This window comes from Flavobacterium cellulosilyticum (genome assembly GCF_004349355.1).
GTDB classification, from domain to species: domain Bacteria; phylum Bacteroidota; class Bacteroidia; order Flavobacteriales; family Flavobacteriaceae; genus Flavobacterium; species Flavobacterium cellulosilyticum.
Genome location: NZ_SMFK01000009.1, coordinates 74,170 through 99,323 on the forward strand (window position 1 = coordinate 74,170; position 25,154 = coordinate 99,323).

General features: G+C 32.3%; 10 protein-coding genes. 8 read left to right on the top strand and 2 right to left on the bottom strand.

Annotated features, from left to right (window positions below; translation table 11 throughout):
- Positions 1 to 641: 641 nt before the first annotated feature.
- The 7 genes from E0F76_RS13190 to E0F76_RS13220 are packed head-to-tail and all read left to right on the top strand — an operon-like array spanning position 642 to position 15,866.
- A complete protein-coding gene (locus E0F76_RS13190; protein ID WP_246022061.1) occupies positions 642 to 2,864 on the top strand; it encodes a fasciclin domain-containing protein in 2,223 nt (740 codons plus the stop codon).
- Position 2,865: 1 nt separating this feature from the next.
- Complete coding sequence (locus tag E0F76_RS13195; RefSeq protein ID WP_132006860.1) at positions 2,866 to 6,150, top strand: SusC/RagA family TonB-linked outer membrane protein; 3,285 nt, start codon at positions 2,866 to 2,868, stop codon at positions 6,148 to 6,150.
- A gap of 19 nt (positions 6,151 to 6,169) precedes the next feature.
- Complete coding sequence (locus E0F76_RS13200) at positions 6,170 to 7,666, top strand: RagB/SusD family nutrient uptake outer membrane protein (RefSeq protein ID WP_132006863.1); 1,497 nt, start codon at positions 6,170 to 6,172, stop codon at positions 7,664 to 7,666.
- Between the two features lie 14 nt (positions 7,667 to 7,680).
- The gene (locus tag E0F76_RS13205) at positions 7,681 to 9,369 is read left to right on the top strand and encodes a fasciclin domain-containing protein (protein WP_132006866.1); all 1,689 of its coding nucleotides are present in this window, start codon (positions 7,681 to 7,683) and stop codon (positions 9,367 to 9,369) included.
- Between the two features lie 53 nt (positions 9,370 to 9,422).
- On the top strand, positions 9,423 to 10,877 hold the full coding sequence (locus E0F76_RS13210) for a fasciclin domain-containing protein (RefSeq protein ID WP_132006869.1): 1,455 nt from the start codon (positions 9,423 to 9,425) through the stop codon (positions 10,875 to 10,877).
- A 20-nt stretch (positions 10,878 to 10,897) separates the two neighbouring features.
- Complete coding sequence (locus E0F76_RS13215; protein ID WP_132006872.1) at positions 10,898 to 14,077, top strand: SusC/RagA family TonB-linked outer membrane protein; 3,180 nt, start codon at positions 10,898 to 10,900, stop codon at positions 14,075 to 14,077.
- A 28-nt stretch (positions 14,078 to 14,105) separates the two neighbouring features.
- Positions 14,106 to 15,866, top strand: a complete 1,761-nt coding sequence (locus tag E0F76_RS13220; protein WP_165932704.1) for a RagB/SusD family nutrient uptake outer membrane protein — start codon at positions 14,106 to 14,108, stop codon at positions 15,864 to 15,866.
- Positions 15,867 to 17,563: 1,697 nt separating this feature from the next.
- Here the strand turns inward: E0F76_RS13220 and E0F76_RS13225 are convergent.
- Together E0F76_RS13225 and E0F76_RS13230 are read right to left on the bottom strand one after the other, a co-directional pair.
- Positions 17,564 to 19,507 carry a RagB/SusD family nutrient uptake outer membrane protein gene (locus E0F76_RS13225; RefSeq protein WP_132006875.1) on the bottom strand — a complete coding sequence of 648 codons (1,944 nt, stop codon included), beginning with the start codon at positions 19,505 to 19,507 and terminating at the stop codon, positions 17,564 to 17,566.
- A gap of 27 nt (positions 19,508 to 19,534) precedes the next feature.
- Positions 19,535 to 22,603, bottom strand: a complete 3,069-nt coding sequence (locus E0F76_RS13230) for a SusC/RagA family TonB-linked outer membrane protein (RefSeq protein WP_132006878.1) — start codon at positions 22,601 to 22,603, stop codon at positions 19,535 to 19,537.
- A 1,282-nt stretch (positions 22,604 to 23,885) separates the two neighbouring features.
- On the opposite strand from E0F76_RS13230, the gene E0F76_RS13235 reads away from it, so the two are divergent.
- Positions 23,886 to 25,151, top strand: coding sequence for an oligogalacturonate lyase family protein (locus E0F76_RS13235; protein WP_132006881.1), 1,266 nt, complete (start codon positions 23,886 to 23,888; stop codon positions 25,149 to 25,151).
- Positions 25,152 to 25,154 lie beyond the last annotated feature (3 nt).

Below are 25,154 nucleotides of genomic sequence, written 5' to 3' on the forward strand. Positions count from 1 at the left end.
AACGGTCTGTGTTTGTGTGTACAAATAAAAAATACACTATAAGTGGAATTACATATTTTAAGAATCAAAAACATTTTCAACTTTATATTATCAAATAACTTTTCTATCGTGTAAATCTTTACCAATTCTAGTTTGTTTGCTTAAAGTACTATCCGAGACTCAAGATTTTGAATGTATTGTAAAATAAAACCGCTGATTCTTATAGCTACAACGGTAAAATAATTTGGATTAGAGTTGAACGTCCCTTTGAACTACTTAAATAGAGTTGTTTCCTTTAACAAAACAGTACTATTTACTATTTTATTTTCTAAAAAAGCCAAATAAGCTATCAATTTGAATTTACATATGACTGTTTTGAAACAAAATAATTGTTAATTATCAACATTAAAACACATAATAAAGAAAAAATTTATGTGATTTTATCAGAGTGAAGGTATATTAATAGAATAATAGTTAATATTTTAATAATTTATTTTTTAATCCATTATTTTTTTTCAACAAAAAAAACACCTAATACAGGATAGGACAGGATACATGTAGCTGTATAACCCTTTAAATTTGATAAATGTTAAAATATTAATAAATTACAGTTAAAAACTGCATAAATATTTGTTCACAATTTTATAAGTTAAACCATAATGATGAAAAAAAACCACTACTATTTATTTGTCCTGCTTTTTCTGGCGCTCCTGTCTAGTTGTAGTCAAGACGTATTTAATGAGTATTATGCTCGTCCAGAAGGCCTTGAAGACCCTATTTACCAACAACTCGAGGCACGTGGCAATTTTAAAAACCTGACCAATCTAATCGACAAAGCGGGTTACAAAAACATCCTAAGCAAAGCAGGATATTGGACTATGATGGCTCCTAATGATGAAGCTTTTACAAGTTTCTTTCAAGAAAAAGGAATTACAAACGTTAGCAATATTGATTCACTAACTGCTGCTAAAATTGTAAGGTATGCACTTATATATAATGCTTTTCGCTTGGAACGTCTATCTGACTATCAATCTCCAATAGGTTGGGAAGTTGATAATGCTTTTAGAAGAAGAACTGCTTTTTATGATGGATTTCAAACTAAAATCATAAATGGGGTTTCAAAAGTGATTGTGGGCTCTAATCGCAATGGTACCAATTATTATATTAATGGGGATAATAACAACAAATATATTTCCTACTTTACTAATGAGTATTTTGCAGCACAAAATTTAAGTAATCATGACTATAATTTTTTCTATCCAAATGCAAACTACTCCGGTTTTAATGTATTAAATGGTAGTGTAAAGGAGGCTGATATAATTGCAGAAAATGGGGTTATACACGAAGTACAGAAAGTTTCACTTCCTTTATTGAATATAGACCAATATCTTGAAAGTAATAGCAAATATACTCTCTTCCGTAGTTTACTTGAAGATCATTTGGTTAATTATTATTTCAACCAAGATGCGACAACAACATACCATAATTTTTCTAAAAAATCGGACAATGTATATGTAAAAGTATATGATCCTGAATTATCATTTTCTCTAAACAATGAGAACTTTATAAAACAATCTGATAACGACGGTCAAAGTGATGCTTATACCCTATTTGTACCTGAGAATACTGTCTTACAACAATTTATTACTACTGTCTTACTAAAAAATTATACGGCTCTTGAAAAACTTCCAAAATATGTTTTTGTGGATTTAATAAAAGCACACATGGTTCCTAATGCAGTATGGCCTTCTAAAGTTGGTTCATACAACAACGAATTAAAAGAAAACATTAGGTTTAACTTTAACACGGATATAACAGACGCTAAAATATTGAGTAATGGCTTCTTTTATGGGACTAATAAAATACAAAAATCCAACTTATTTTTTAGTGTATATACTTCAGCTTATTTAGATCCAAAATTTACCTTAACGACTCGAATTTTAAATGACGGTTCTGGTTATAGAGAAATGATTAGCAATATCAACCAAAAATTTACCTTATTTCTACCTTCTGACACTGTTCTTCGCGGTCTTGGATACGACTATGATATTAATCGTTCAGAATGGAACTATACCTCTCCAGTTAACAATGTAAAAGTAGCGGGAAGTATTGCCCGTTCTCGTCTATTACGAGTTTTATATAATGGAATCATACTTACTCCAAATGGAGAATTAAATAATTTATCAGGTTCAGGCATCATTCGTTCTGGTGATGATGTTCTTCCGGGAGAATATATAAAATGGAAAAACAATAAAGTTTTTGCCGCTGGAAATGAATTCGCAGGGAATACTGTTAATATAATTGGATTTGAAGACCAACAAAATGGACGTACATATTATGTAGATAAGTTACTTGAATTTAGTGAACAAGTTCAAGGTCTTAAAATTAAAAGTTTAGCTGCAGTACCTGGTTCAGAATATGCTTCTTTTTACAGTTACTTATCCAATTCTTCTATATATGAAGCCGCGACAGGTAAGATACAAGGAGTAGAACTTGGAACCTCTTATACATTTGTAATACCTAATAACGCAGCAATTACACAAGCCGTACGTGATGGAAAACTTCCTGGGAACACAACAACTGGCGTTCCTAATTTTAATCCATCTCTTCAAGGGCAAAAAGACATGGTAGCAGATTTTATTCGCTATCATATTTTAGCAACACGAACTGCTTCAGATGATGGGAATGTATATGGTCAACTTGAAACTTTAAGAAGAAATGATCTTGGAGAGAAAACCTATATTCAAATTACAAGTGCTCCTGGTATTTTAACATTTAAAGACTCTGCAAACAGAATTACGAACTATATTCCAAGTATGAGCAACAACTTAGCAGATCGATCATTAATTCATTTAGTAGACAACTATCTTTTATATGCACAATAAAATGAGAAATAAAATCACAAAATTACTTTACACTTTTTCATTTGCCTTGATTATAATGGCAGCACTACCTAGTTTGGCTCAAGAGTCTAAAACAACACTAGTGCGTGGTCAGGTAATCGATGCAAAAGACAAACAACCTATACCGGGATCAACTGTTATAGAACAAGATGCAGAAAACCGTACTATAACCGGCGTTATAACTGATATTGATGGGAATTTTGCGATACACATCAAAAACCCAAAAAACAAATTATTTATTTCAACTATTGGATTTATTTCTAAAACAGTTCTAATTAATGGTCGGGAGACAATTAAAGTCAGCCTAGTTCCATCAGTAGAATCTTTAAATGAAGTAGTCATTAAGAGTCAAAAAAAGGTCGACAGTGGACTTCTTAACATTGCAGATCGGGACCGAACTACAAGTTCAGTTACAATAAAAGCCAGTGATTTAGAAAACACTCAAGCAGCATCTATTGACGAAGCATTACAAGGGCGTGTTGCGGGAGTCGACATTTCTGCCACTAGTGGAGATCCAGGTGCTGGAATGCAAATCCGTATTAGGGGTACTTCTTCTATTTCTGGATCTTCGAATCCATTAGTAGTAGTAGACGGAATGCCATACGAAACTTCAATACCAGCAGATTTTAATTTTGGTACTGCAGACGAACAAGGCTATGCTGCTTTGATCAATGTAGCTCCATCGGATATTGAGACAATCACTATCTTGAAAGATGCCGCTGCTACAGCAATGTGGGGTTCCCGTGCAGCAAGTGGAGTTTTATTAATCAACACAAAACGTGGATCTATTGGTGCACCTAAGATTGGCTACACTTATACAGGAACCTATTCTAAATTGCCTAAGACCATACCTATGCTAAGTGGAGATCAATATTCACAATTGATTCCAGAAGAATTCATGAATCGAAGTGGAGTTCCATTAAATACACTCAATGTAAAAGAATTTCAATATGACCCTCAAGACGTTTATAATTATAAAAACTATAGTAATAACACCAATTGGATAGATGCTATAACACAGACAGGACTAACGGGCGAACACAATCTTTCTTTACAAGGGGGTGGGGAAAAAGCCCGATATTTCACTTCTGTTGGATATTATAATTCTAAAGGGGTAACAAAAGGGACAGGATTTGAAAGAATAAATGCAAGATTGAACTTAGATTATATTGTTTCTGATCGTATCCGTTTTAAAACAGACATTTCGTATACTCACTCAGACACACAACGTAATTATGTTAATACATATGGAGGATCAGATGCAGATCGTTTGCGAAGTGTAGCCTATAGTAAAATGCCAAACATGGGTGTTTTCGAATATGATGAAATGGGAGTGTTAACCCCTAACTATTTCTCTCCAGCACAGAATATTCAAGGATCTTATTCACGTACTTATAATCCTGCTGCTATGGCAGAATATGCAACCAATGATCAAAGTCAAGATCGAATTGTACCGCATTTTAACTTGATGGTAGACATCATTCCTAAAGTGTTGATATCTACATTTGATTTGCAATTTGATTTCAACAATACAAAAGCTAAATCTTTTTTACCACAAAATGCGACAGGACGACCTATTACAGAAACAGTTGTTAATCGTGCTTCAGATGCTGATGTTGATGCTTCTAATGTGGTTACAAAAACCAATTTTATATATTCTCCGAATATTGGTAAAAATCAAACATTGCAAACTATATTATCCTTACAATCTAATGATTATAGATATGAGTCTTATCAAGCGCTAACTTCAAACACAGCATCTTCTTTGCTTACAGATCCTTCAGTGCCTTCTAGAACACAAAATTCAGAATTAAACTTATATACTAATAATAGTCAATCAAGAAGTGTAGGGAGTTTGCTTAATGCACAGTATGGTCTATTAGATCGATATATCTTAAATGTAGGTTTACGCGCAGATGGAAATTCTAAATTTGGCCCTGAAAATAGATATGGATTATTCCCTTCTGCATCTGCCCGTTGGAGAGTTTCAGGCGAATCATTCATGAAAGGTCTTACTTTTATAGATGACTTAAGTATTAGAGCCAGTTATGGAAAATCAGGTAATGCTCCTCGTTATGACTATCGCTATTTTAATGTTTATGGTAATTTTGGATCCGAATATTTAGGTCTTAATGGAGTTTATCCACAAAATATTGAATTAAGCAATTTAAAATGGGAGACTTTGACTGGTAAAAACTTAGGATTTAACCTTCAACTATTTGATAAACGCGTAACATTAGATGTAGATATTTACCAAAACAGAACAGATGATTTAATTTTTCAAAATCTTGATATAACTACCATTTCAGGATACAGTAAATTAGATCAAAATGTGGGTACATTAGACAATCAAGGTTGGGAAATAGGTCTTAATACAATTCCGTTTAAATCTGATAAATTAAGAGTTGAATTTAATTTTAACATCTCCTCAAATGAGAATGTAATTCGTAAGATTTCAGAATATTTTCCAAGTGAAAGTGGAAATACGGATGTTAATGGACAATTCAAACGTTTTCTTCAAACTGATAACCCTTTTGGTTCTTTCTATGGGTATCGTTTTAAAGGAGTCTACACAGATACAGATGCTACTTTAGCTAGAGATGCGAGTGGTAATGTTATAACAGGACCTAATGGTCAAACGGTTTTTATGCGTTTCAATTACCCTAAAACAGATTATGTATTCCAACCTGGAGATGCCATTTATGAAGACATTAATAAAGATGGTAATATAGACAGCCGTGATGTGGTTTATTTGGGGAATAGTAACCCTAAATTCACAGGTGGTTTTGGTCCAACAGTTACTTTGAATAATCAATTTAAATTTTTGCTTTATTTCACCTATAGATTAAAATATGACATAGTGAATGGATCAGATATGCTTGCAACAAATATGTACGGTTGGGATAATCAAAGTACAGCCACTTTATCCAGATGGAGAAATCCTGGTGATGTAACGAATATGCCTAGAGCAGTTTATGGCACTGGATACAATTGGTTGGGTTCTGACCGCTATGTAGAAGATGCTTCTTTTCTTCGTCTTCGTTCTATAACTTTTAGCTACAATTTCAGCAAAAAGTTTTTGAAACAAATAAAAATGGATGATGTACGATTTTATATAACTGGAGATAACTTGCTTACATTTACTAACTATAAAGGGCAAGACCCCGAAGTTAATATGAAAGGTGGCGATCCATTTGGAATTGCGATTGATTATTCTCGTACCCCTCCTACTCGTCGATTTACACTAGGTATAACAACTCGTTTCTAAATAAAAAAATATTTAATTTATGCGAACTAAAATAAATTCAATACTAGCAATACTTTTAATTTTTGTCACTTCAATTTCATGTGACAACTATTTAGATTTACGTCCTCAAGATGGGATCATCCGTCAAGAATTCTGGAAAACTAAAGAAGATATCCAAGCGGCTGTAATAGGCATCTACTCTTCTCTATTAAGTAACCCTCCAGGTATTGGTGGTGACACTGTAAGCGAATACTTATTTATGTATGGCGAACTTAGAGGCGATTTAACAGCTCCAGGAGTTTATGTAACTACAGACGAAAGAGATATAATGAATTCAAACATTGTATCTGCAAATGCACTAACAAGTTGGGCCGCATTCTACCGTGTAATCAATTATTGTAATACTGTTATTGATCTTGCTCCAGCTGTGCTTGCTAAAGATCCTACATTAACACAAGCACAATTGAACAATTATCTTTCGGAAGCATTAGCTATTAGAGCGTATTTATATTTTACTCTGGCCCGTACTTTCAAAAATGTTCCTTTAAAACTTAATGCTACACTATCTGATTTGGATAATTTTCAATTACCAGTTACACCACAAAATGAAATTTTTGCTCAGGTTATAAAAGACTTAAATTTAGCAGAAGAATATGGTGTTAAAGATTATAAAAGTATCGCTTCAAACAAAGGAAGAATCACGGTTTATGCAATAAATGCGATGCAAACTGATGTTTATCTTTGGATGGAAAATTATCAAGGTGCACTTACTGCGGCCAACAAGGTAATTGATTCCAATAATTATCAATTAATTCCCGCATCAAACAGTTGGTTTAATAGAGTGTATGCAGTAGGTAATTCTTCTGAAAGTATCTTTGAATTTCAATATACGACTCAAAATTTAAATCCTTTTTACAATATGTTTTTACAACGTCCTGAGATAATTGCATCTCAAAAAGTTTTTGAAGAAGTATTTGGTATTGATTATAATAATGCATTAAATAAAGATATACGTGGTGAACGAGCTTCACTTGTTCCTGGAACCAATGAAATATACAAATTTACAGGTCTAAATTCAGACGAACGTAAATCTTTACAAGAATCTGACACGCACTGGTTTGTATATCGTTATGCAGATGTGCTACTTATGAAAGCAGAAGCTCTTGCCGAATTAAATCAAGGTGAAGAAGCAGTTGCTATTATTAAAAACTTAAGAGAAAAACGTGCTGCTATTAGTGCAACAGCTTTAAATGTGGACGGGAAAAATAAAATTGATGTAATTGATTATATTTTGGCAGAACGTTCCCGCGAATTTGCTTTTGAAGGTAAACGTTGGTTTGATGTTTTACGAAATGCTAAAAGAAATAATTATAGCCGAATTGAATTATTAATCAATATGGCTTTATCAAGTGCACCAGCAAATCAACAACAAACAATCATTACAAAATTAAAAGATTCAAATAGTCATTATTTGCCTATCAATGATTATGAATTATATTCTAATAAAGCGCTTGTACAAAATCCATTTTATAAATAATAAATAAAGAAGTCATGAAAAGATATTTAACATTAAACAGATTGATGAGACTTACTTTGGGGGTTTTATTAACGATAACCTTTCTTAATTGTACATCAGAGAAGTTCAAAGAATCAACAGATGAAACACTAAATATTACGGATTACATTAGACAGGATAAAGATTATTCAATGTTTTTAGAAATTCTTGAAATTACCAACTATGCTTCATTTATGAATACATATGGTACTTACACCTTGTTTCTTCCTACTAATGATGCTATCAAAAACTATTTAAGTGATTTAGGTGTTACATCTATTAAAGATGTTCCTTTAGTAGACTTGCAAAATTTAGTAAAGCTTCATATACTAGATCAAAAAGTAAATACAACTTCATTTACTGATGGTAAAATTGCAGCTCCAAGCCAATATGGTCAATTTTTAGTTACTGGAGCATCTAATAGTAATGGCGTTTCAAGTATTACTGTAAATAGAACTTCAAACATTGTTGTTTCTAATATAGAAGTTGGGAATGGAGTTATTCATGTAATAGATAAAGTATTAAGAGTAGCAAATAAAACTTTGGCTAAAACTATTGAAGCAGATAAAACGCTTACCATATTTACAGAAGCATTAAAAGCTACTGGATGGTATGACAAATTAAATCAACCAGTTGCTGATACAAAAAATTTAAACCAATATTTAACTGTGTTAACTCAAACTGATGAAGTATTTAAAGCGGCAGGAATTAATAACATTGCCGATTTAAAATTAAAATACAGCCATTTGAACGATCCATTGAACGTTAAGGATAGTTTAAATCTTTTTGTAAGCTACCGTATCATACCAAAATTGCTATACCTAGCAGATTTAGCTGTTACTCCTGCTGTTGAAACAAAAGCGCCACTTGAAGTAATAAGTGTTAAATTGAGTAAGGATACTTTATTATTGAACCAAGAGGTTTACAATGGTATTTTGGAAAAAGGGGTTGTTGTTAATAGGGAAAAAAGTGATGGTACAGCTTCAAACGGTGTTTTACATTTCGTAAATAAAAATTTCTTTATTAAAAAACGCTTACCTGCGCCAGTATATTTTGATGTTGCAGATCAGCCTGAGTTTAGAAAACTTACTTCTATTTTTAGACAGCATTTAGGATTAACAGCTAGTCTTTTTCAAGCTGAAATGAGTGAGGTAACTTGGGACGGAGCTAATCGGATTACTTACTTGGATGGTAAAGCAGGTAGCTCAACTGGAGGGGGTTGGCACGGAGATTTCCTAGAAATACTCCGTTTTAGAACAGGTTATATTCAAAATGTTCAGTTTAAAACTCCTGTAATTATAAAAGGAAAATATAAAGTTTGGGTTGGTTATAGACCACAAACTACTAAAACACCACTTGTTAAAGTATACTTTGATGGTGTTGAACTTCCTAAATTGATTAACTTTTTAGAATACCCAACTGCTACGGCAAATGATCAAGAAGAAAGAGTTCTAGAATCTCAAGGGTACAAACACCATGTTACTCCTTATGACAGAAATCAAAATTCAAGGCTTTGTGGTGTTATCGATGTACCAACAACTGGCAGACACGTAATAAAATTTGAATCACTTACATCAAATACAGGTGCACAAACATGGATTGATGTAGTTGAGTTTCGACCTATAGATATGGATCAGCTTTGGCCAAAATTACAATCAGGCGGTGATGGTATAATCTACCAATAATCACACCTTTAAATTTAAAAAGTAATCAAAATACAAATTTAATCACTTAAAAAATGATCTCATTAAAATCAAAATATAAGAAACTATTTGTTGGAGTTCTGACAATAGCTTTAGTCTCGTGTTCTAACCCTTGGGAAGATCGCCAAAATAATGGAGATGCAAATCTAAGTGTCAATCTCAGTGAGGTAATTACTAAAAAGACTGAGGTTTCAAAGTTTGGTGCGTTAGTAGTTCAAACTGGATATGATAAAATTCTGTCTGAATCTAAATCGTATACTGTTTTCGCTCCAACTAATGAAGCTATGGACCAAGTGGATCCTGCTAAATTAAGCACTCCTGAGGCACTTTCTCTTTTTGTAGCAAACCATATTGCTTTAACTGCGTACTCCTCCATAAGAACTCAAGCCAGCATAAAAATAAAAATGTTGAGTGGTAAATATCTAGAATTTAAAGGTAATACTTTGATATCAGATGCAACTATTGTAACAGCAGATCAATATGCTAAAAATGGTGTATATCACATCATAAACAAAGCATTGACTCCAAAGCTGAATATCTGGCAGTATATTAATAGTCAGGTTAACTCCTCTTTAATGAGTAAATATTTGATTAGTTTAAAAGAATTAAACATATATAAAGCTGATAGTATTGCAAAAAGTACTGCAATACCAGGTGCAATGTCTGACTCATTAACTAACTCTTATTTAAGAAATGTATACAACCTTAATAATGAGAAAAATTCTTATACGTTGTTTTTGATGGAAAATGATGGTTATACCGCAGAAGTTGACAAACTAAAACCATATCTAACTACACCAAAAGCAGATTTCACTACAACTTTAACTAGTTATTTTACAATTAGAGATATGGCTTTTCCTAAAGCCTATCTACCAAATGAAATACCAAGTGTATTGACTTCACGTTTTGGTGTAAATGTAACCATTGACAAAACCCAAATTATTGGAGAGCCTATTATTTTAAGTAATGGTATTATATATCGTATTAAAAAAGTAATTGTTCCGTTAGTAGATCGTTTGGTTACAACCAAAATAGAAGGGGAAAAAAATTCATCATTCTTACCAACAAACCTACGAAGTAAGATTTTCTATCGTGACAAACAAGATCCATTAGGAATTAATTATAACGATATTATGGTACAAAACCCGGGTGTTTCCCTTTTTACACTAAACTATAATTCTGGTAATTTATATAGCACCACTTACAAAGTATATTGGAGAGCGATTAATGATGTACAAACTAATGTATTTCAACAACGTCTTCGTATAGGAGGAGTAGTTCAAGCTGATGGAACTATAAAAGATGTTATTAAATTATTCGATTATACTGATGTAGCAGTTGGAGTGTATAATGAAGTTTATCTTGGAGATTTTACTTTGGAGCAAGCAGGTAACATAGATTTGATTTCACTAATAGCTGCAAATACAACCACAAACGGGAATAACTCACTTACTCTTGATTATTTGAAATTTGTTCCTGTCATTAAATAATATTATATAAAAAATTAGTTATGCTAAAAATAATTCAACTAACCTGCCTTATAAGTACCTTTTTTGCTGGTAATCTTAACGCTAAATTGTACGCTCAGACTTCTCAAGATTCAACTGCAACTGTCGTAAAATTCAACAAAGCAAAAGGAGTCACGGTACAAGGCGTTATTAAAAACGCAAAAACAAAAGAAGGACTGTCAGGTATAAATGTCGTTGTAAAAGGCTATTCGGCCACAATTACAAATAACGATGGTAGCTTTAAAATTAGAGTGCCTCATTTAGAGTCTTTAATCACTATTAGTGGTCAAGATTTTCAAACTAAAGTTTATGCTCTTAAAAATCAAGAATCGGGTATAGAAATAGTACTATATGAAGCCAATTATGCGCAATCCAATGAAATAGCTAATTTACCTTCGGGTGACGAGCTACAGTATTCTAATACTAAAGCGGTAAGCGTAGTCAATTTCAATAAAGATCAATGGGCCAATCCCGTAAAAGAATCTGTTGGAGATTTTCTTCAAGGAAAGGTTGCTGGGCTTAATAGTATAAGAAAATCAGGTGTTCCAGGAGCTGGTGCACAATTAAATTTACGTGGTTTTAATTCATTATATGCTACTAATAAACCGTTAATTATAGTAGATGGAATGATCTATGATGATGAAGATTATGGTTCTGGAATAATTCAGAACAACAGTTCCTCTCCTCTAGCTAATGTTGATGTAAAAGATATTGAAAACGTAACCGTTCTAAAAGATGCTTCCTCTATTTATGGAACCAAAGGAGCAAATGGAGCTATTATCATTAATACAACACGACCGGTAGATTTGTCAACGAAAATTGATTTTACCATGTATGGCAGTGCCAATCAGACGCCAGACCAATTACCTCTTTTAGGAGCTGATGCATACCGCACACATATTTCGCAATTAGGGATTTCTCGTGGATTAACACAAGATCAAATTGCCAATCAGCCTTTTATGAATAATGACCCCCTTGTTTCTGGATATTACAAATATCACAATCAAACTAATTGGCAAGATCAAGTTTTTAAATCCAGCCAAAGCCAAAATTATTTTCTTAAAGTTCGTGGTGGAGATGACATCGCAAAATATGGTTTATCTGTAGGTTTTCTTGACAATAAAGGCATTATTCAAAATACTGGATCTCAACGTTATAGTACTCGTTTAAATGCAGCTTTGCGTTTAACGTCAAGATTTACAGTAGATGCGAACCTATCTTTTATCAATAATATACAAAATCAATGGGATCAAGGTTTAGCTTATAAAACTAGTCCTATGTATTTAGCACTGACAAAAGCACCTTTTTTAGCTGTTAATGACATAAATGATTTAGGTGGAGTTTCTCCTAACTTAGCTGACGTAGATTACTTTAATGTAGGAAATCCAGACGCAATTTTTAATAACGGAATTGGAGTTAATAAAAACTACCGTTTCTTCGGAAACTTGAATTTTAAGTATGTAATTAATAATTATTGGAATGTTACTACTCTTTTTGGTTTGACTTTCAACAAAGAGAGAGAGTCTTTCTTTATTCCAGACAAGGGAATTGCAGACATTATTCTTCCTACTGCAATTGGCAAAAACCGTTCTGGAAATGAAGTACAAAGTTTGTCTAGTATTTATACTGACACCTATGCTAATTACGCTAAAAAATTCAATTACAATCATAACTTAGATATGCGTTTTGGCGTAAGATCTCAGAGTAATAAGTCTGAAAGTGATTTGGGTTTAGGTTATAACTCAGCAACGGATGACTTTACAAGTGTAGGTGCTGGTTCTAACCTTTTACGTCACGTTGGCGGAGCTTTAGGAGAATGGAACTGGTTAAACATTTATGCAAATGCCAAATACAATTATCGAGATAAATATTTCATTTCCACAAGTTATGCTGTAGACGGTTCAAGTCGTTTTGGTGATAAAAATGGCTCAAATCAATATTCTTTGATGACTTCTTTGACAGGTGCTTGGTTAATTTCTTCTGAAAATTTCATGAAAAATTTAAAAGCTATCGATTATTTAAAAATTAGAGGAAGTGTTAGTGAAAGCGGCAATGATGATATTGGTAATTTCACAGCTCAAAAATATTACGTTTCTCAAAATTTATTGGGTATACAAGGTTTAGTACGTGGTAACATTGGAAATCCAGATTTGAAATGGGAAACGGTTAAAAAATTAAATTTAGGTCTTGATTTAGGCTTATTTAATCAACGTTTAAATGCTACTATTGATGTTTTTTCTAACAAAACTGATAACATGATCATTTATGAATCAATTGCTAAAACAAGTGGTTTTGATTATATAGTATCTAATAGTGGTAAGATGAAAACATTAGGTGCTGAGTTGACTTTAAGCAGTCGTATTATCAATACTTCTGATATCACTTTTGATGTTAGCGTTAATTTAGCTAATTATAAAAACGAAATACAAAGCCTTCCAAGCGGAAATATACTAACTCATTTTGGCGGTGCTACTTATATAACATCTGTAGGGAATGATGCTAATTTGTTTTATGGTTTACAAAGCAATGGAGTGTATAAAACTACTACAGAAGCTCAAGCAGATGGTATGTCAAGACGATTAACTAATGGGCAATTAATTCCTTTTGGTGGTGGAGATATCCGATTTACAGATACAAATGGTGACAAAGTTATTGATGATAAAGACCGTATGATAATTGGTAATCCAAATCCAACCTTAACAGGTGGTTTTTCAACAAATTTTACTTATAAACGAATCAGCCTTCAAGCTTTATTTAATTTTTCAGTAGGAAACGACATTTATAATGGTCTACGTTATAACCTAGAAAAAATGAGTGGTTATGAAAATCAAAGTATTGCTGTCGAAAATCGTTGGAGAGCAGAAGGTCAGCAAAGTGATATTCCAAAAGCCACATGGGGTGATCCTTTAGGAAATTCAGAATTTTCAAGTCGTTGGATTGAAGATGGTTCTTATTTAAGACTAAAAACATTAGTATTAGGTTATGATTTTAAGGTTAACGAATTGAATTATGTAAAATCTATAAAAATATATGCTACTGCTAGTAACTTGTTTACCCTAACAAATTATTTAGGATATGACCCTGAATTTAGTGCTACTTCATCCATATTTGGACAAGGAGCTGATATCGGTTTAGCACCGCAGTACAAAACCTTTCAATTGGGATTACGTTTAGGCCTTTAATTTTTTTCACACTATAGAGAACAAAAAAATGATAACAACAATCAGAACAAAAATAAAAAACAGTACCGTAGTCGGATTATGGTTGATGACAATAGTAGTTAGCTTACACTCCTGTCAGGACTATCTTGATGTACAACCTCAAGACAAGCTTTCTGGCGATCAAGTATACCGTAATATTTATGATGCAGATGCAGCGGTAGTAGGAATCTATGGTAAATTCATGGGCCTTGCAGAAAAATACGTAATTCTTAACGAAATGCGAGCAGATTTGATGACTACTACAAGAAATTCAAGTCCTTATTTAAAAGAGATTTCAGAACATAATGTTTCTGCAAATAATCCATATGCAAACCCGAAAGATTATTATGAAGTTATTCTAAATTGTAATGACGTTCTTAAGAATTTCGATATTATGCTTGCTAATAAGAAATTTACCCAAGCACAATACAATCAACGTTATGCTGATATCGGAGCTCTACGTTCATGGGTATACTTACAATTAGGGATTCAATATGGTAATGTTCCTTATATTACAGATCCAATCGAAAATTTAGATGATGTAAAAAACAGTTCAAAATATCCTAGAATTCCATTTGATCAATTATTAGACAAACTGCTAACGTTTACCACGACCTTAACGTATACGAGCCCATATGACTCAGCAAACACTCTAAATATTAATGTAGACGGTTATAATACCGCTAAATTCTTTGTTAATAAAGAATGTTTATTGGGAGATTTAAATCTATGGAAAGGGAATTATAATGAAGCAGCTAAACATTACAAAACGGTTATGGAAACGTCAACTAATAGTGGTACTGATACAGAGCGTTATGATAACTATCGTATAAAATATGCTGAAGTAGCAACCAATAACGATTTTGCTGTAGGTTATGTTAGATATTCTGAACAAGATGCTAGATCTTTAATAAATAACAATACACAAGGTTGGAGATCTATGTTTGCTCGTAGTAGAGATGTATTGTGGAATACGGAATGGATTTGGTCTTTACCATTTGACAGTAAATTTTCACCTAAAAACCCATTCATCGACATATTTTCAAATCGAAGTGGGTTGTATTTAGCGAAACCTTCTCAGCAAGCGATTAGTTTATGGAATAATAATAAACAAAGAAATGGCTTTCCTTATGATGCACGTGGTCAAAAATTTAGTTATACTGTAATTGACGGTGACGAGGTTATTATGAAATACCTCTATAAATTCCTAAACCCTGTTACTCTTAATCCAGCAGATGCTTTTCAAACAGGTGGAGACTGGTTTTTATATCGTGCTGCAAAATTGCATTTACGATATGCAGAAGCTGCAAATAGAGATAATAAACACAAAATTGCTGATGCCATTTTAAACTTTGGTATAAAAGCTGCATATGATGTACCAGGTACTATTGATGTTACAAATATTCAAAAAACCAAAGATGCCTTCCCTTATGATTTTGATGCACGTCAAGGGGACTTTCCTTTTTATAGAGGAAATTGGTACCGTGGTACAGGTATTCGTGGACGTGCCTATTTAGAAAGAGCCCCAGTAGTAGGAGATAGTTTAATATCAATTGAAAATAATATTATTAATGAAGATGCATTAGAACTTGCTTATGAAGGAAACCGTTGGGAAGATCTTGTACGTGTTGCATTACGCCGCAAAAACCCTGCTTTTTTAGCAGATAAGGTATATGATAAACTTAATAAAGAAGGAAATTCTCAAGCAAGCTCCGTTCGAACTAAACTAATGAATGTAAACAATTGGTATTTACCATTTACTTGGCAATAATTATTTGTATTATTTCTTAGTTTAGCAAACAGTTTTTTATTTTGGTTAATAAAATTAGGTTCACTTTAGGTTTTAATATTTTAAATCCTAAAGTGACCTTTTTGGTTATTTGCTATAACACTTTTTTAAATGTAATGGTCAAAAATGGTTGGTAAAAAGCTGGAAATAATATAAAATAAGATGTTGCCATAAGTTTATTGAAATTCGTTTCAATAAACTTTTTTTATTTATGAAAAACTCCAAAAAAGCGTTGCCTAACGTGTAAAAATATTCAAACAATTAAATGGGAAATAAGGAAAAACAAACAACGATTTAAATGTGAAAATTGTGGTCAATAATTGTAAGCAAATAATAAATCTATTGCGGATTCGAATAGAGACATCAGGTTTAAAATTGTATAATTGGCAATGATATTTTGATGAAATAGCATTTGAATAAGGTTGTAATAGCTGGACATTACAACGCTGTTTTCTAAAATGCTTGCAAAACTGCTGTTTTAGAATTTAGCGCTATTAATGAAATTTATTTATTCTTGGATAGGGGCTATTTTTCAAATACTATTAGATTAAACTTTCATTTAATACTAACACAGCTTTCTAGAATGAGGAATGGAGGGTGTTTTAAAGAGATTACAGAAGAACTACAGACTTTAGCAACCTGAGAATCAAAATAAAAAGCATCCCATCTGATGGCGATAAATCAGCTATAAAATCATTAAATAAAGTTTGTCTTAAAATGCCTTTACAAAGATGTGTGGTTCATCTATAAAGGATGTCCGAATATTGCTTACTCAAAATCCTAAACAGCTATCTGGATTTGAACTCTAATTAAAAACCATTAAAATTACTCTGCCAATTCGAGCAAAGCACTTGGGTGATCCTATTGATTTTAAATATTTACGAAATTATGCCATATTGAAATTATTCATTTGGTAATAGAATATTGATATTTTACTAATCAAAAATATATACTATTGAATCGGTAAAATTTTGGTCTATTCATAATATGGTCAGAAAATCATTTATTACAATTAAAAAAAGCAATACCAAATATGTTTCCTATATAAAAGAGTATAAAAACCGAACTTAATATATTCATTAGAAACGGTTTTAGGGCATTTAAAAACCAGCTTATATATTCATAGAAGTTAAACTTGGCAAATGGAAAAATCTTTTTGAAATAATATTTATAGTCATTATTGTCCGGTAAAATTAATTCTTTATAAAAGTACGGTCCCTACGGGACAAATCACATATTACAACTTTCTTACTGCCAATATTTAACCTCTACAAGGTAAGCTCCGTTAGGAGCAAAATATTGGTAGAAATAAATCAAGTCAATCTAACCCTAATGTCCCGTAGCGACTGTATCTATTCCGTTTTATCTCTTGTGAAAAGATTTAATCAGACAACAAGGATTTACAGTATAAAAACTAAAATAAAGCTATGGTTATTTTAGCTATTAGTATTCTAAAATATATTATATAAAAGATAAGATTGAACTACCCTCCTATTTCGAATATGAATCAACCCTATTGCTAATTGGTTGCTATTCAGTAGAGAACAAACCCTCCTAGTTTTGATTAGGTATCTAATAAACATAATGGATCACCAACTGTTCTTTAACCAAAGAGAAAAAAAAAAAGCGCTATAGTCTGAACTATAGCGCTTAAAATTCTAAGATTTTAGAGTGATTAATTAATACCCAGGATTTTGCATTGCTTGTTTTTCAGTAGCTGACAATGGTTTTCCGCTTGAATAAACAGCATCTAAGAAAGCTTGAGGTATTGGACGTAACATATGAATATCTTTAACATTTGCTGCAGCTTCTGGATTATAAGCTTTTGCTCTAGCTACCAATGTTTTAGTTCTACTCAAATCTTCCCAACGATGAAATTCGCCGCAAAGTTCTCTAGTACGCTCATTCAATATTAAACACAACATACGATCATAATCGCTAGTGTAACCAAGTTTTGTAATTACGGCTTGATCCTCTGCTGGTAAAGCACTAATACTAGCAATTGTTAAACTCGTTGCCAGAGTTGTAGGTATAATATTATTAGATTCATAATAGGAGTTTTCACTCATAAATGAACTCGCTCTACCTCCTTGAACAGCAACAGACCAAGCAGCTGAACCATCAGTGTATGCCGCTCTATCTTCTCCTACTTTATAAGTAGCACGATTACGTACGGCATTGACGTAAGGTAATGCATCTGAAAATGCACCAGTACCTAATTTTGCCAAACGCACTTTTGCTTCTGCAGCAAATAAACTAGTTTCTGCTGAACGTGCTAAAATGATATCACGACTTCCTTTTATAGCATTAAAATCAAGTCTAGAACCGTCCATATATTTACTAAGAGATGGAAATCTTACATCAGCCATTAAGCCAACTTTATCCGCAGCATAAGCAACAAAAACAGAAGGTATCGTTTTTCCTGTTTTTGAATAAGTAATTACATCTGTATTTTTAGTTTTTGCAAAACGAGTATCAGTTGCAGCATTGATAATGTACATAAATCCTAAATCCCCATTTACATAATAAGTTCCAGATTTGTTATTTACTAATGCTTTTGTTTGAAAACTTTTCCAGAAACGAGAATCATTTACTTTATCAAATACATCAAATGTAAAATAAGTAGGTGCCAAACGACTAAATGGCCTTCCTCCTGCTGTATTACGAATCATTTGAGGTAATTGATCATAAGTAGAAATAAAATACAGGTGTTGTTGATTCCCTCCAGTAGTCAATTGATTGGAGTTGAAATCTGCAGCAAGAATTAATTCAGACAGTTTTTCATTTGCACCATTCGCCGCTTTAAAGTCCCATAAATTGACATAGTTTGGCGCTAATGGATGGCGTGAAATTACCTCATCAGAAAAACTTACTACTTTTTGCAAATCGGCAAGTTTTGTTGCTGAGTTCCAAGAATCATTCAATTCGCTAGCACGTGATAAATATGCTTTTGCTAAATAATGAGCAGCAGCATCTTTTGTAATTTTATTTGGTGCACCTACATTAGCTAACAAGTTATACGCTTGTGTAAAATCAGCGATTATTTGCGTATAAATTTGTTCTGAAGTAGCTCTAGTAAATTCTAATTCTACTGTGGTACTTACATTTAATTTTAGTGGAACACCACCATATTGTCTTACCAATTTCAAATAGTTATAGGCTCTCATGAAGTAACCTTCTCCTAACGCAACTTTTTTGATGGCATCATTTGTTGAAACAATTGCAGTTGCAGACTCAATCAATTGATTGGCGTTACCGATTCCTACATACAAATTGTCCCAATTGGTATTAGCAGCAACAGTATTAGCGTTAGATACATTTACAAAAGAACCAAAGCCACTTGCATAGGAGTTCCATAAGTTATTTGATGGATCACCACCAATATGAAATTCATCTGTTCCAGATTCATTTGCTGTTAGTGGCACCTCACGGTTCATATCTAAAGCAAATACCTGATAATAAGTACCAACAGACAATGCTTGAATTCCATCCTCTGTCTTCAAATATTCTTTATTAAAAGCGGTGGTTAATTCTTCATCTAAGAAGTCTTGACTACAAGAAGTACTTAGACCTATTGCAGCTACTAGCATCAAACTGATGTATAGTGTTTTATAATTTTTCATATTTTATTTGTATTAAAAAATTTTATTTTAAAATTCTACATTTAGGCCTAAAGTAAATCCTCTATTTGAAGATGTAGTTTGAGTATCTAAATCTGTCCATTTTAGTTTAGAGAAAATCATACCTGGATTGCTTGCTTGAACAAATAATCTCATTCTAGAAATACCTATCAGATCAGCCATTTTGTCTTTTATCGTATATCCTAATGAAATGTTACGTATTTTTAAGAAAGATCCATTTTTATAACCTAAAATAGTATTGTAAAGATCTCCCGTTCCTGCTGAAAAGATTGGTTTTTGATATGCAGCATTCGTGTTGTTATCAGTATAATAGTCAATTTGTCTTTGGCTAGTTTTTCCACTTAAGTTTTCACCACCAGCATTGTATATATACCCCATACGACCAAATACAAAGAAAGAAAATTCAAAATTCTTGTAATTAAAAGTATTGGTTAATCCAGTAATGAATTTTGGTTCAGTACTACCAATTATCACACGGTCATTGTTAGCATCAATTTTATAATCTCCATTTTGATCCACAGGTCTTGCGTTTCCAAATGTGAAAACGGTACTTCCCGCAGCAGCATTAAATTTTGCCATTTCTGCAGCATCCTCAGGTTTCCATATTCCGTTTGATTCAAAACCATAGATTACTCCTTGTGGCTGCCCAATAAAACGATTATTATTTATATCATTAAATTTTCCATTTTGTAATGAAACGATTTTGCTTTTTTGCCATGAACAACTTAAGCTAGAGCTCCATTCAAAATCATTTGTTCTAAAGTTTACAGTATTCAAAGTAAGTTCTACTCCATTCCCTTTTGTTGAACCAACATTTTGGTAAGTAGTATAAAAACCCGTAATAGTTGGAATACCTCTATCGAATAAAAGGTCTTCAGTTCCACTAGTATAATATTCTAAACTACCTGATATTCTATTATTAATTAATGAAAAATCAACTCCGTAGTTGTATTGTGTTGTTCTTTCCCAACCCAGATTAATATTTCCTAATTTTGAATTATTTACAAGTCCTGAAGAAGTAGCATAAAGAATTGGGTCTAATGGAGGTTGAGTTGCATAAGCATCAACCGCAGCATTACCAGTAATTCCATATCCTGCTCTCAATTTCAATTGATTTATCCAAGAGACATCCTGTAAAAAACTTTCTTTATCCAAACGCCAAGCTAACGAAGCACTTGGGAAAAAGGACCATTTGTTTCCAGGAGCTAATTGAGACGCACCATCATAACGACCTGATGCTGTAAATAAATATTTATCATCATAGCCATAGTTTATTCTACCCATATAAGACAATAAACTAGTTTTAGTAAGGTTTGATGAATAACCAGCAAGAGTTACATTTGCAGGAGTCAAAGCGTTCCACTTATTAGCTACATTCAGAACGTTTTGGGCCGACATAGCATTTTCTTCCATTGAATATTCTGTTTGACTCTGTAATAATGTCATTCCAAAATCGTGGTTTCCTATTGTTTTATTGTAGAAAAGCAAATGATCTAAAGTATAGGATATGGTTTGTTGCTTTTGTAATGAAGCAAAACTTGTTCCTGAACGAGCAGATGACAGTCCATTTAAAAACACCCCATTGCGATAAGAAGTAATATCTGGACCAAAATTTACACGGTATTTTAAGCCGCTAAGTTTTTCAGAAAAACCTCCAAAATCTATCTGAGAATAAAAACTTCCGAACGCACGTAAAGTCATACGTTGATCCTGAGAATATTTGTCTTCATCATAAACGTTTCTGATAGTTGAATCCCCTCCTGGGTTTTGAATTCTTACACCATTAGCATCAAAAGGCATTGCGTAAGGTAGATTTTGTCTTGCAGTGGTATAAATTCCACCAGAAGTTGCAACAGCAGATCTACCTACAGTAGATTGACCGAATTCTTGAATACCATAACTAGTATTAAGATTAGCTCCCATAGAAAACCATTCTTTAGGCTTAATATCTATATTTGCAACACCATTATAACGATTGTAACTTTGACCTTTTAATGTCCCCGTATTTTCCATATATCCAAAAGAACCATACGCTTTAACTTTATCCGAACCACCACTCACACTTAAAGTATGTTGCTGTGTAATTCCGGTTTGAGTAACAAACTTAGTCCAGTCAGTAGTCGCTACTTTAGAGCCATCCCAAGTTCCAGTAGCCCATCCTTTTTCGATGTTAGCCCATGCAGTTGGATCAGCAGTATCTAAGAAAATAGTTCTATCATTGGCAATTGTTGGTGCATCTCCTTTTGCAAATGCAGTTGGATTAGAATAATATCTGGCCCAACGACGTAATTCAATATAATCGCCAGCATTCATGTTAGGAGCACGCTCATGAATTGTTTCTGTACTAACAGCTGTATCGTAATTTAAAGTAAACTTACCGTTTTTACCTTTTTTAGTAGTAACGATAATAACCCCATTCGCTCCACGAGAACCGTAAATAGCAGTAGCAGAAGCGTCTTTCAAAATATCTATTGCTTCAATATCATTTGGGTTAATAAAATCAATTCCACCTGAATTTAATGGAATTCCATCTACAACATAAAGTGGCGAATTTGTAGCTGAGATAGAACGAGATCCACGAATTCTAATACTTCCAACTGTCCCAGGACGCTCGTTGCTAGAAATATCTACACCCGCAGCTTTTCCTTGCATGGCTTGAACTGCATTTACTACAGGTCTAGACGCAATATCTTCAGAACTTACACTTACAATTGAACCTGTAAGATCTTTTTTCTTCTTTGTACCATATCCTACCACAACAACTTCTTCAAGTTTAGATCCTTCTTCTTCCAAAGAAATATTATAAGAATTGGCCGTTCCCACTTTAATTTCTTTTGTTTTAAATCCCAAAAACGAAAAAGATAGTGTTTCTCCCGGAGCTACAGTTATACTGTATTTCCCATCCATATCAGTACTTACACCCTTTTGAGTACCTTTTATGAGAACGTTTACCCCTGGCAGCGGCAAATTAGACAGTTCAGTAACAGTTCCTGTTACTTTTTTTTCTTGCGCATAACTAGAAGTGTAGGTTAGCACTCCCATTACAAAAATCAAGAAAAGAGTGATTTTGTTTTTCATGTAGTTTTTTTTGTTTAGTTAATATTAAAAAATTGTCAATCTAGTACACAATAAAGCAATAAAAAAAATCATTATTTTCTAATATGTAATCGATTACGCAAAACTATGTATTATCTTTTAATTATCCAACATTAAATTTGGAAAAAAATTATTAAATAAAAAAAAATTTTGATGTTAAATTACATATGCAATAAAATAACCCTTATTTAGTAGTTAATTGTTTACATACGAAAAAACTAATTAATGGTATATTTCAATTTAACCTTTTAACTAATACAATAAGTAGTTACTTCTTTTTTTGTGCTTTTTGTCACAACACTCACTCCTAGTATATAATACCTGATTCATCAGTTATTATTTTAGACATCTATTTTCTCGGAGCATATCCTGATGTATATAAAGAAACACACAGTATCAAACACATTAATAGTTTAGTTTTCCCATATAAATAATTTAATTGATTAATGAATCAAATTTAGTATTTTAATAATTCCATCTATCCTGTTCTATCCTGATATCTTCAATAGATTTTATCCTAAAAACTAGCATTAAACTAATTTTTGCAAACGTCTAAATATCAATTAATTAGTTTTAATAATTTCATTCAAAATAATTACTTTACTATTGTGCAAAAGCAATTTGAACTTTAATAATTTTAATGATTGATTTTTGTAAAATGTTGGGTATATATTAACTTATTTTAAACAAAAAGAAACTTAATTATTATTGAAGAAAATTAGTTGTACTACTTTTAGTTCTACCACTCAATCTAGGAAAACATTAAGTAATAAAGGAAACCAAGAATTGGTTTATTGCTACCGATTTCTTTGTTTTGAGCTTGAACTGATCAAAGTCGAAGTACGTTTTATTTGTTTATTTCTAAAAATTGATGATTTTATTTTAGAGATTATATAACTTTTTTTCTAAAAAAAAATAAAAAAGAAGTAATTATAGTTTAGCTAATTTTAAATGGTTCCAACTTTTTTACTAAATAAACAATCCGTTAAAATTATTTCTTAACTTTCAAATCTCCAATTAATTTTTTAAAATTATGATTTGAATCCAACTAATTTTTGGTCCCTAAAGTATTGTAAAGACTTCATTTCTTTAGCTAAATCAGTAGAGTAACTAGAAACGACTAATTCTAATATTGATTTTATTTTCCCACAAATTTTCTAAGCAAAAAAAAATTATACTGAATAAATTGAAAACAGGATGCAACAGGATAGCAATTCTAATGAGATACTTTATTTTTACTTAAAATCTTTTAATTAATTAGTAAATGAAAAGTATTAAAACGGTGTTGGCAATTGTTATTTTATTTTGTTATTCCTGTAAAGAAAAAAAAATAGTCACGAGTTTTAATAATAATAATAATACTCAAACCAAAACACCAGTTTTAGAAACATCCAAAGAAAGTTCTTTGGCTAAGGTTTGGATAGATGCTACAACAGGACACAAAGTCGAAAAATTAATAGACAGGGAAGGGGCTAACAGTAGTTTTTACTTTAATAATAATCCTTTTTTGCCAACCAAAGACAAAAAGAGCTGGTTGATGATTTTTTATGGAAGTACTGCTCAAGGGCAACAACTATTTTCGATTGATTTAAAAACCAAAAAGATTGATCAGATTACAAATAGAGGTGGAAATAAAAGTGGTGAAATTGTTGGGGTAAAAACCCGCAAGGTGTACTATAGAATTAAAGACAGTATTTTTTCTACACATATTGATACCCATGAGACAAATTTTATTTTTAAATTTCCTGATGATGAAGTAGGTTCAGTAGCAACATTAAATGCAGATGAAACTTTACTTGGGGGTGTTTTATCCTCAAAAGAAGAGCAGGAAATTTTTAAAAACAATCCATCAAAATCGAGCTATTTTGATAAAATTTACGATGCCAAACTGAATCGTGTTTTAATTACAGTAGACGTGGTAAATGGAAAATTAACAAGGTTATTTGATGAAAATGCTTGGTTGAATCATGAACTCTTTTCCCCTACGGATTCAAAATTATTTATGTATTGTCATGAAGGACCTTGGCATAAAGTAGATCGAATTTGGAATATTGATATTGATACAAAAGAAAGAACCCTTATCCACAAACGAACTGTTGAAAGAGAAATTGCAGGACATGAATTTTTTAGCCCTGACGGAAAAACAATTTGGTTTGATTTGCAAATACCAAGAGGAGAAACGTTTTATTTAGCCGGTAAAAATTTAGATACTAACAAAGAAAAAAGGTATGCTCTAAAACGTGACGAATGGTCGATTCATTATAACATAGCACCAGATATGAAATCTTTTGCAGGTGATGGTGGCGATTCTGGTCAGGTGGCTCATGCCAAAGATGGGATGTGGTTGTATCATTTTGTTCCAAAAGGGGATAGTCTGATTGCTGAAAAGTTAGTGAATATGAAAAATCATAATTACAAATTAGAACCCAATGTGCATTTTTCACCCGACGGAAAATTGATCATTTTCAGGGCCAATTTTGAAGGAATTACTCAAGTCTATGCAGTAGAAATTAAAAAATCAAACCAATAATTT

What these genes read in the sequence shown, in the direction of transcription:
- E0F76_RS13200 (WP_132006863.1), top strand. Translation starts at nt 6,170, where the DNA reads ATGCGAACTAAAATAAATTCAATACTAGCAATACTTTTAATTTTTGTC.
- E0F76_RS13215 (WP_132006872.1), top strand. Translation starts at nt 10,898, where the DNA reads ATGCTAAAAATAATTCAACTAACCTGCCTTATAAGTACCTTTTTTGCT.
- E0F76_RS13210 (WP_132006869.1), top strand. Translation starts at nt 9,423, where the DNA reads ATGATCTCATTAAAATCAAAATATAAGAAACTATTTGTTGGAGTTCTG.
- E0F76_RS13195 (WP_132006860.1), top strand. Translation starts at nt 2,866, where the DNA reads ATGAGAAATAAAATCACAAAATTACTTTACACTTTTTCATTTGCCTTG.
- E0F76_RS13235 (WP_132006881.1), top strand. Translation starts at nt 23,886, where the DNA reads ATGAAAAGTATTAAAACGGTGTTGGCAATTGTTATTTTATTTTGTTAT.
- E0F76_RS13225 (WP_132006875.1), bottom strand. Translation starts at nt 19,507, where the DNA reads ATGAAAAATTATAAAACACTATACATCAGTTTGATGCTAGTAGCTGCA.
- E0F76_RS13230 (WP_132006878.1), bottom strand. Translation starts at nt 22,603, where the DNA reads ATGAAAAACAAAATCACTCTTTTCTTGATTTTTGTAATGGGAGTGCTA.
- E0F76_RS13205 (WP_132006866.1), top strand. Translation starts at nt 7,681, where the DNA reads ATGAAAAGATATTTAACATTAAACAGATTGATGAGACTTACTTTGGGG.
- E0F76_RS13220 (WP_165932704.1), top strand. Translation starts at nt 14,106, where the DNA reads ATGATAACAACAATCAGAACAAAAATAAAAAACAGTACCGTAGTCGGA.
- E0F76_RS13190 (WP_246022061.1), top strand. Translation starts at nt 642, where the DNA reads ATGAAAAAAAACCACTACTATTTATTTGTCCTGCTTTTTCTGGCGCTC.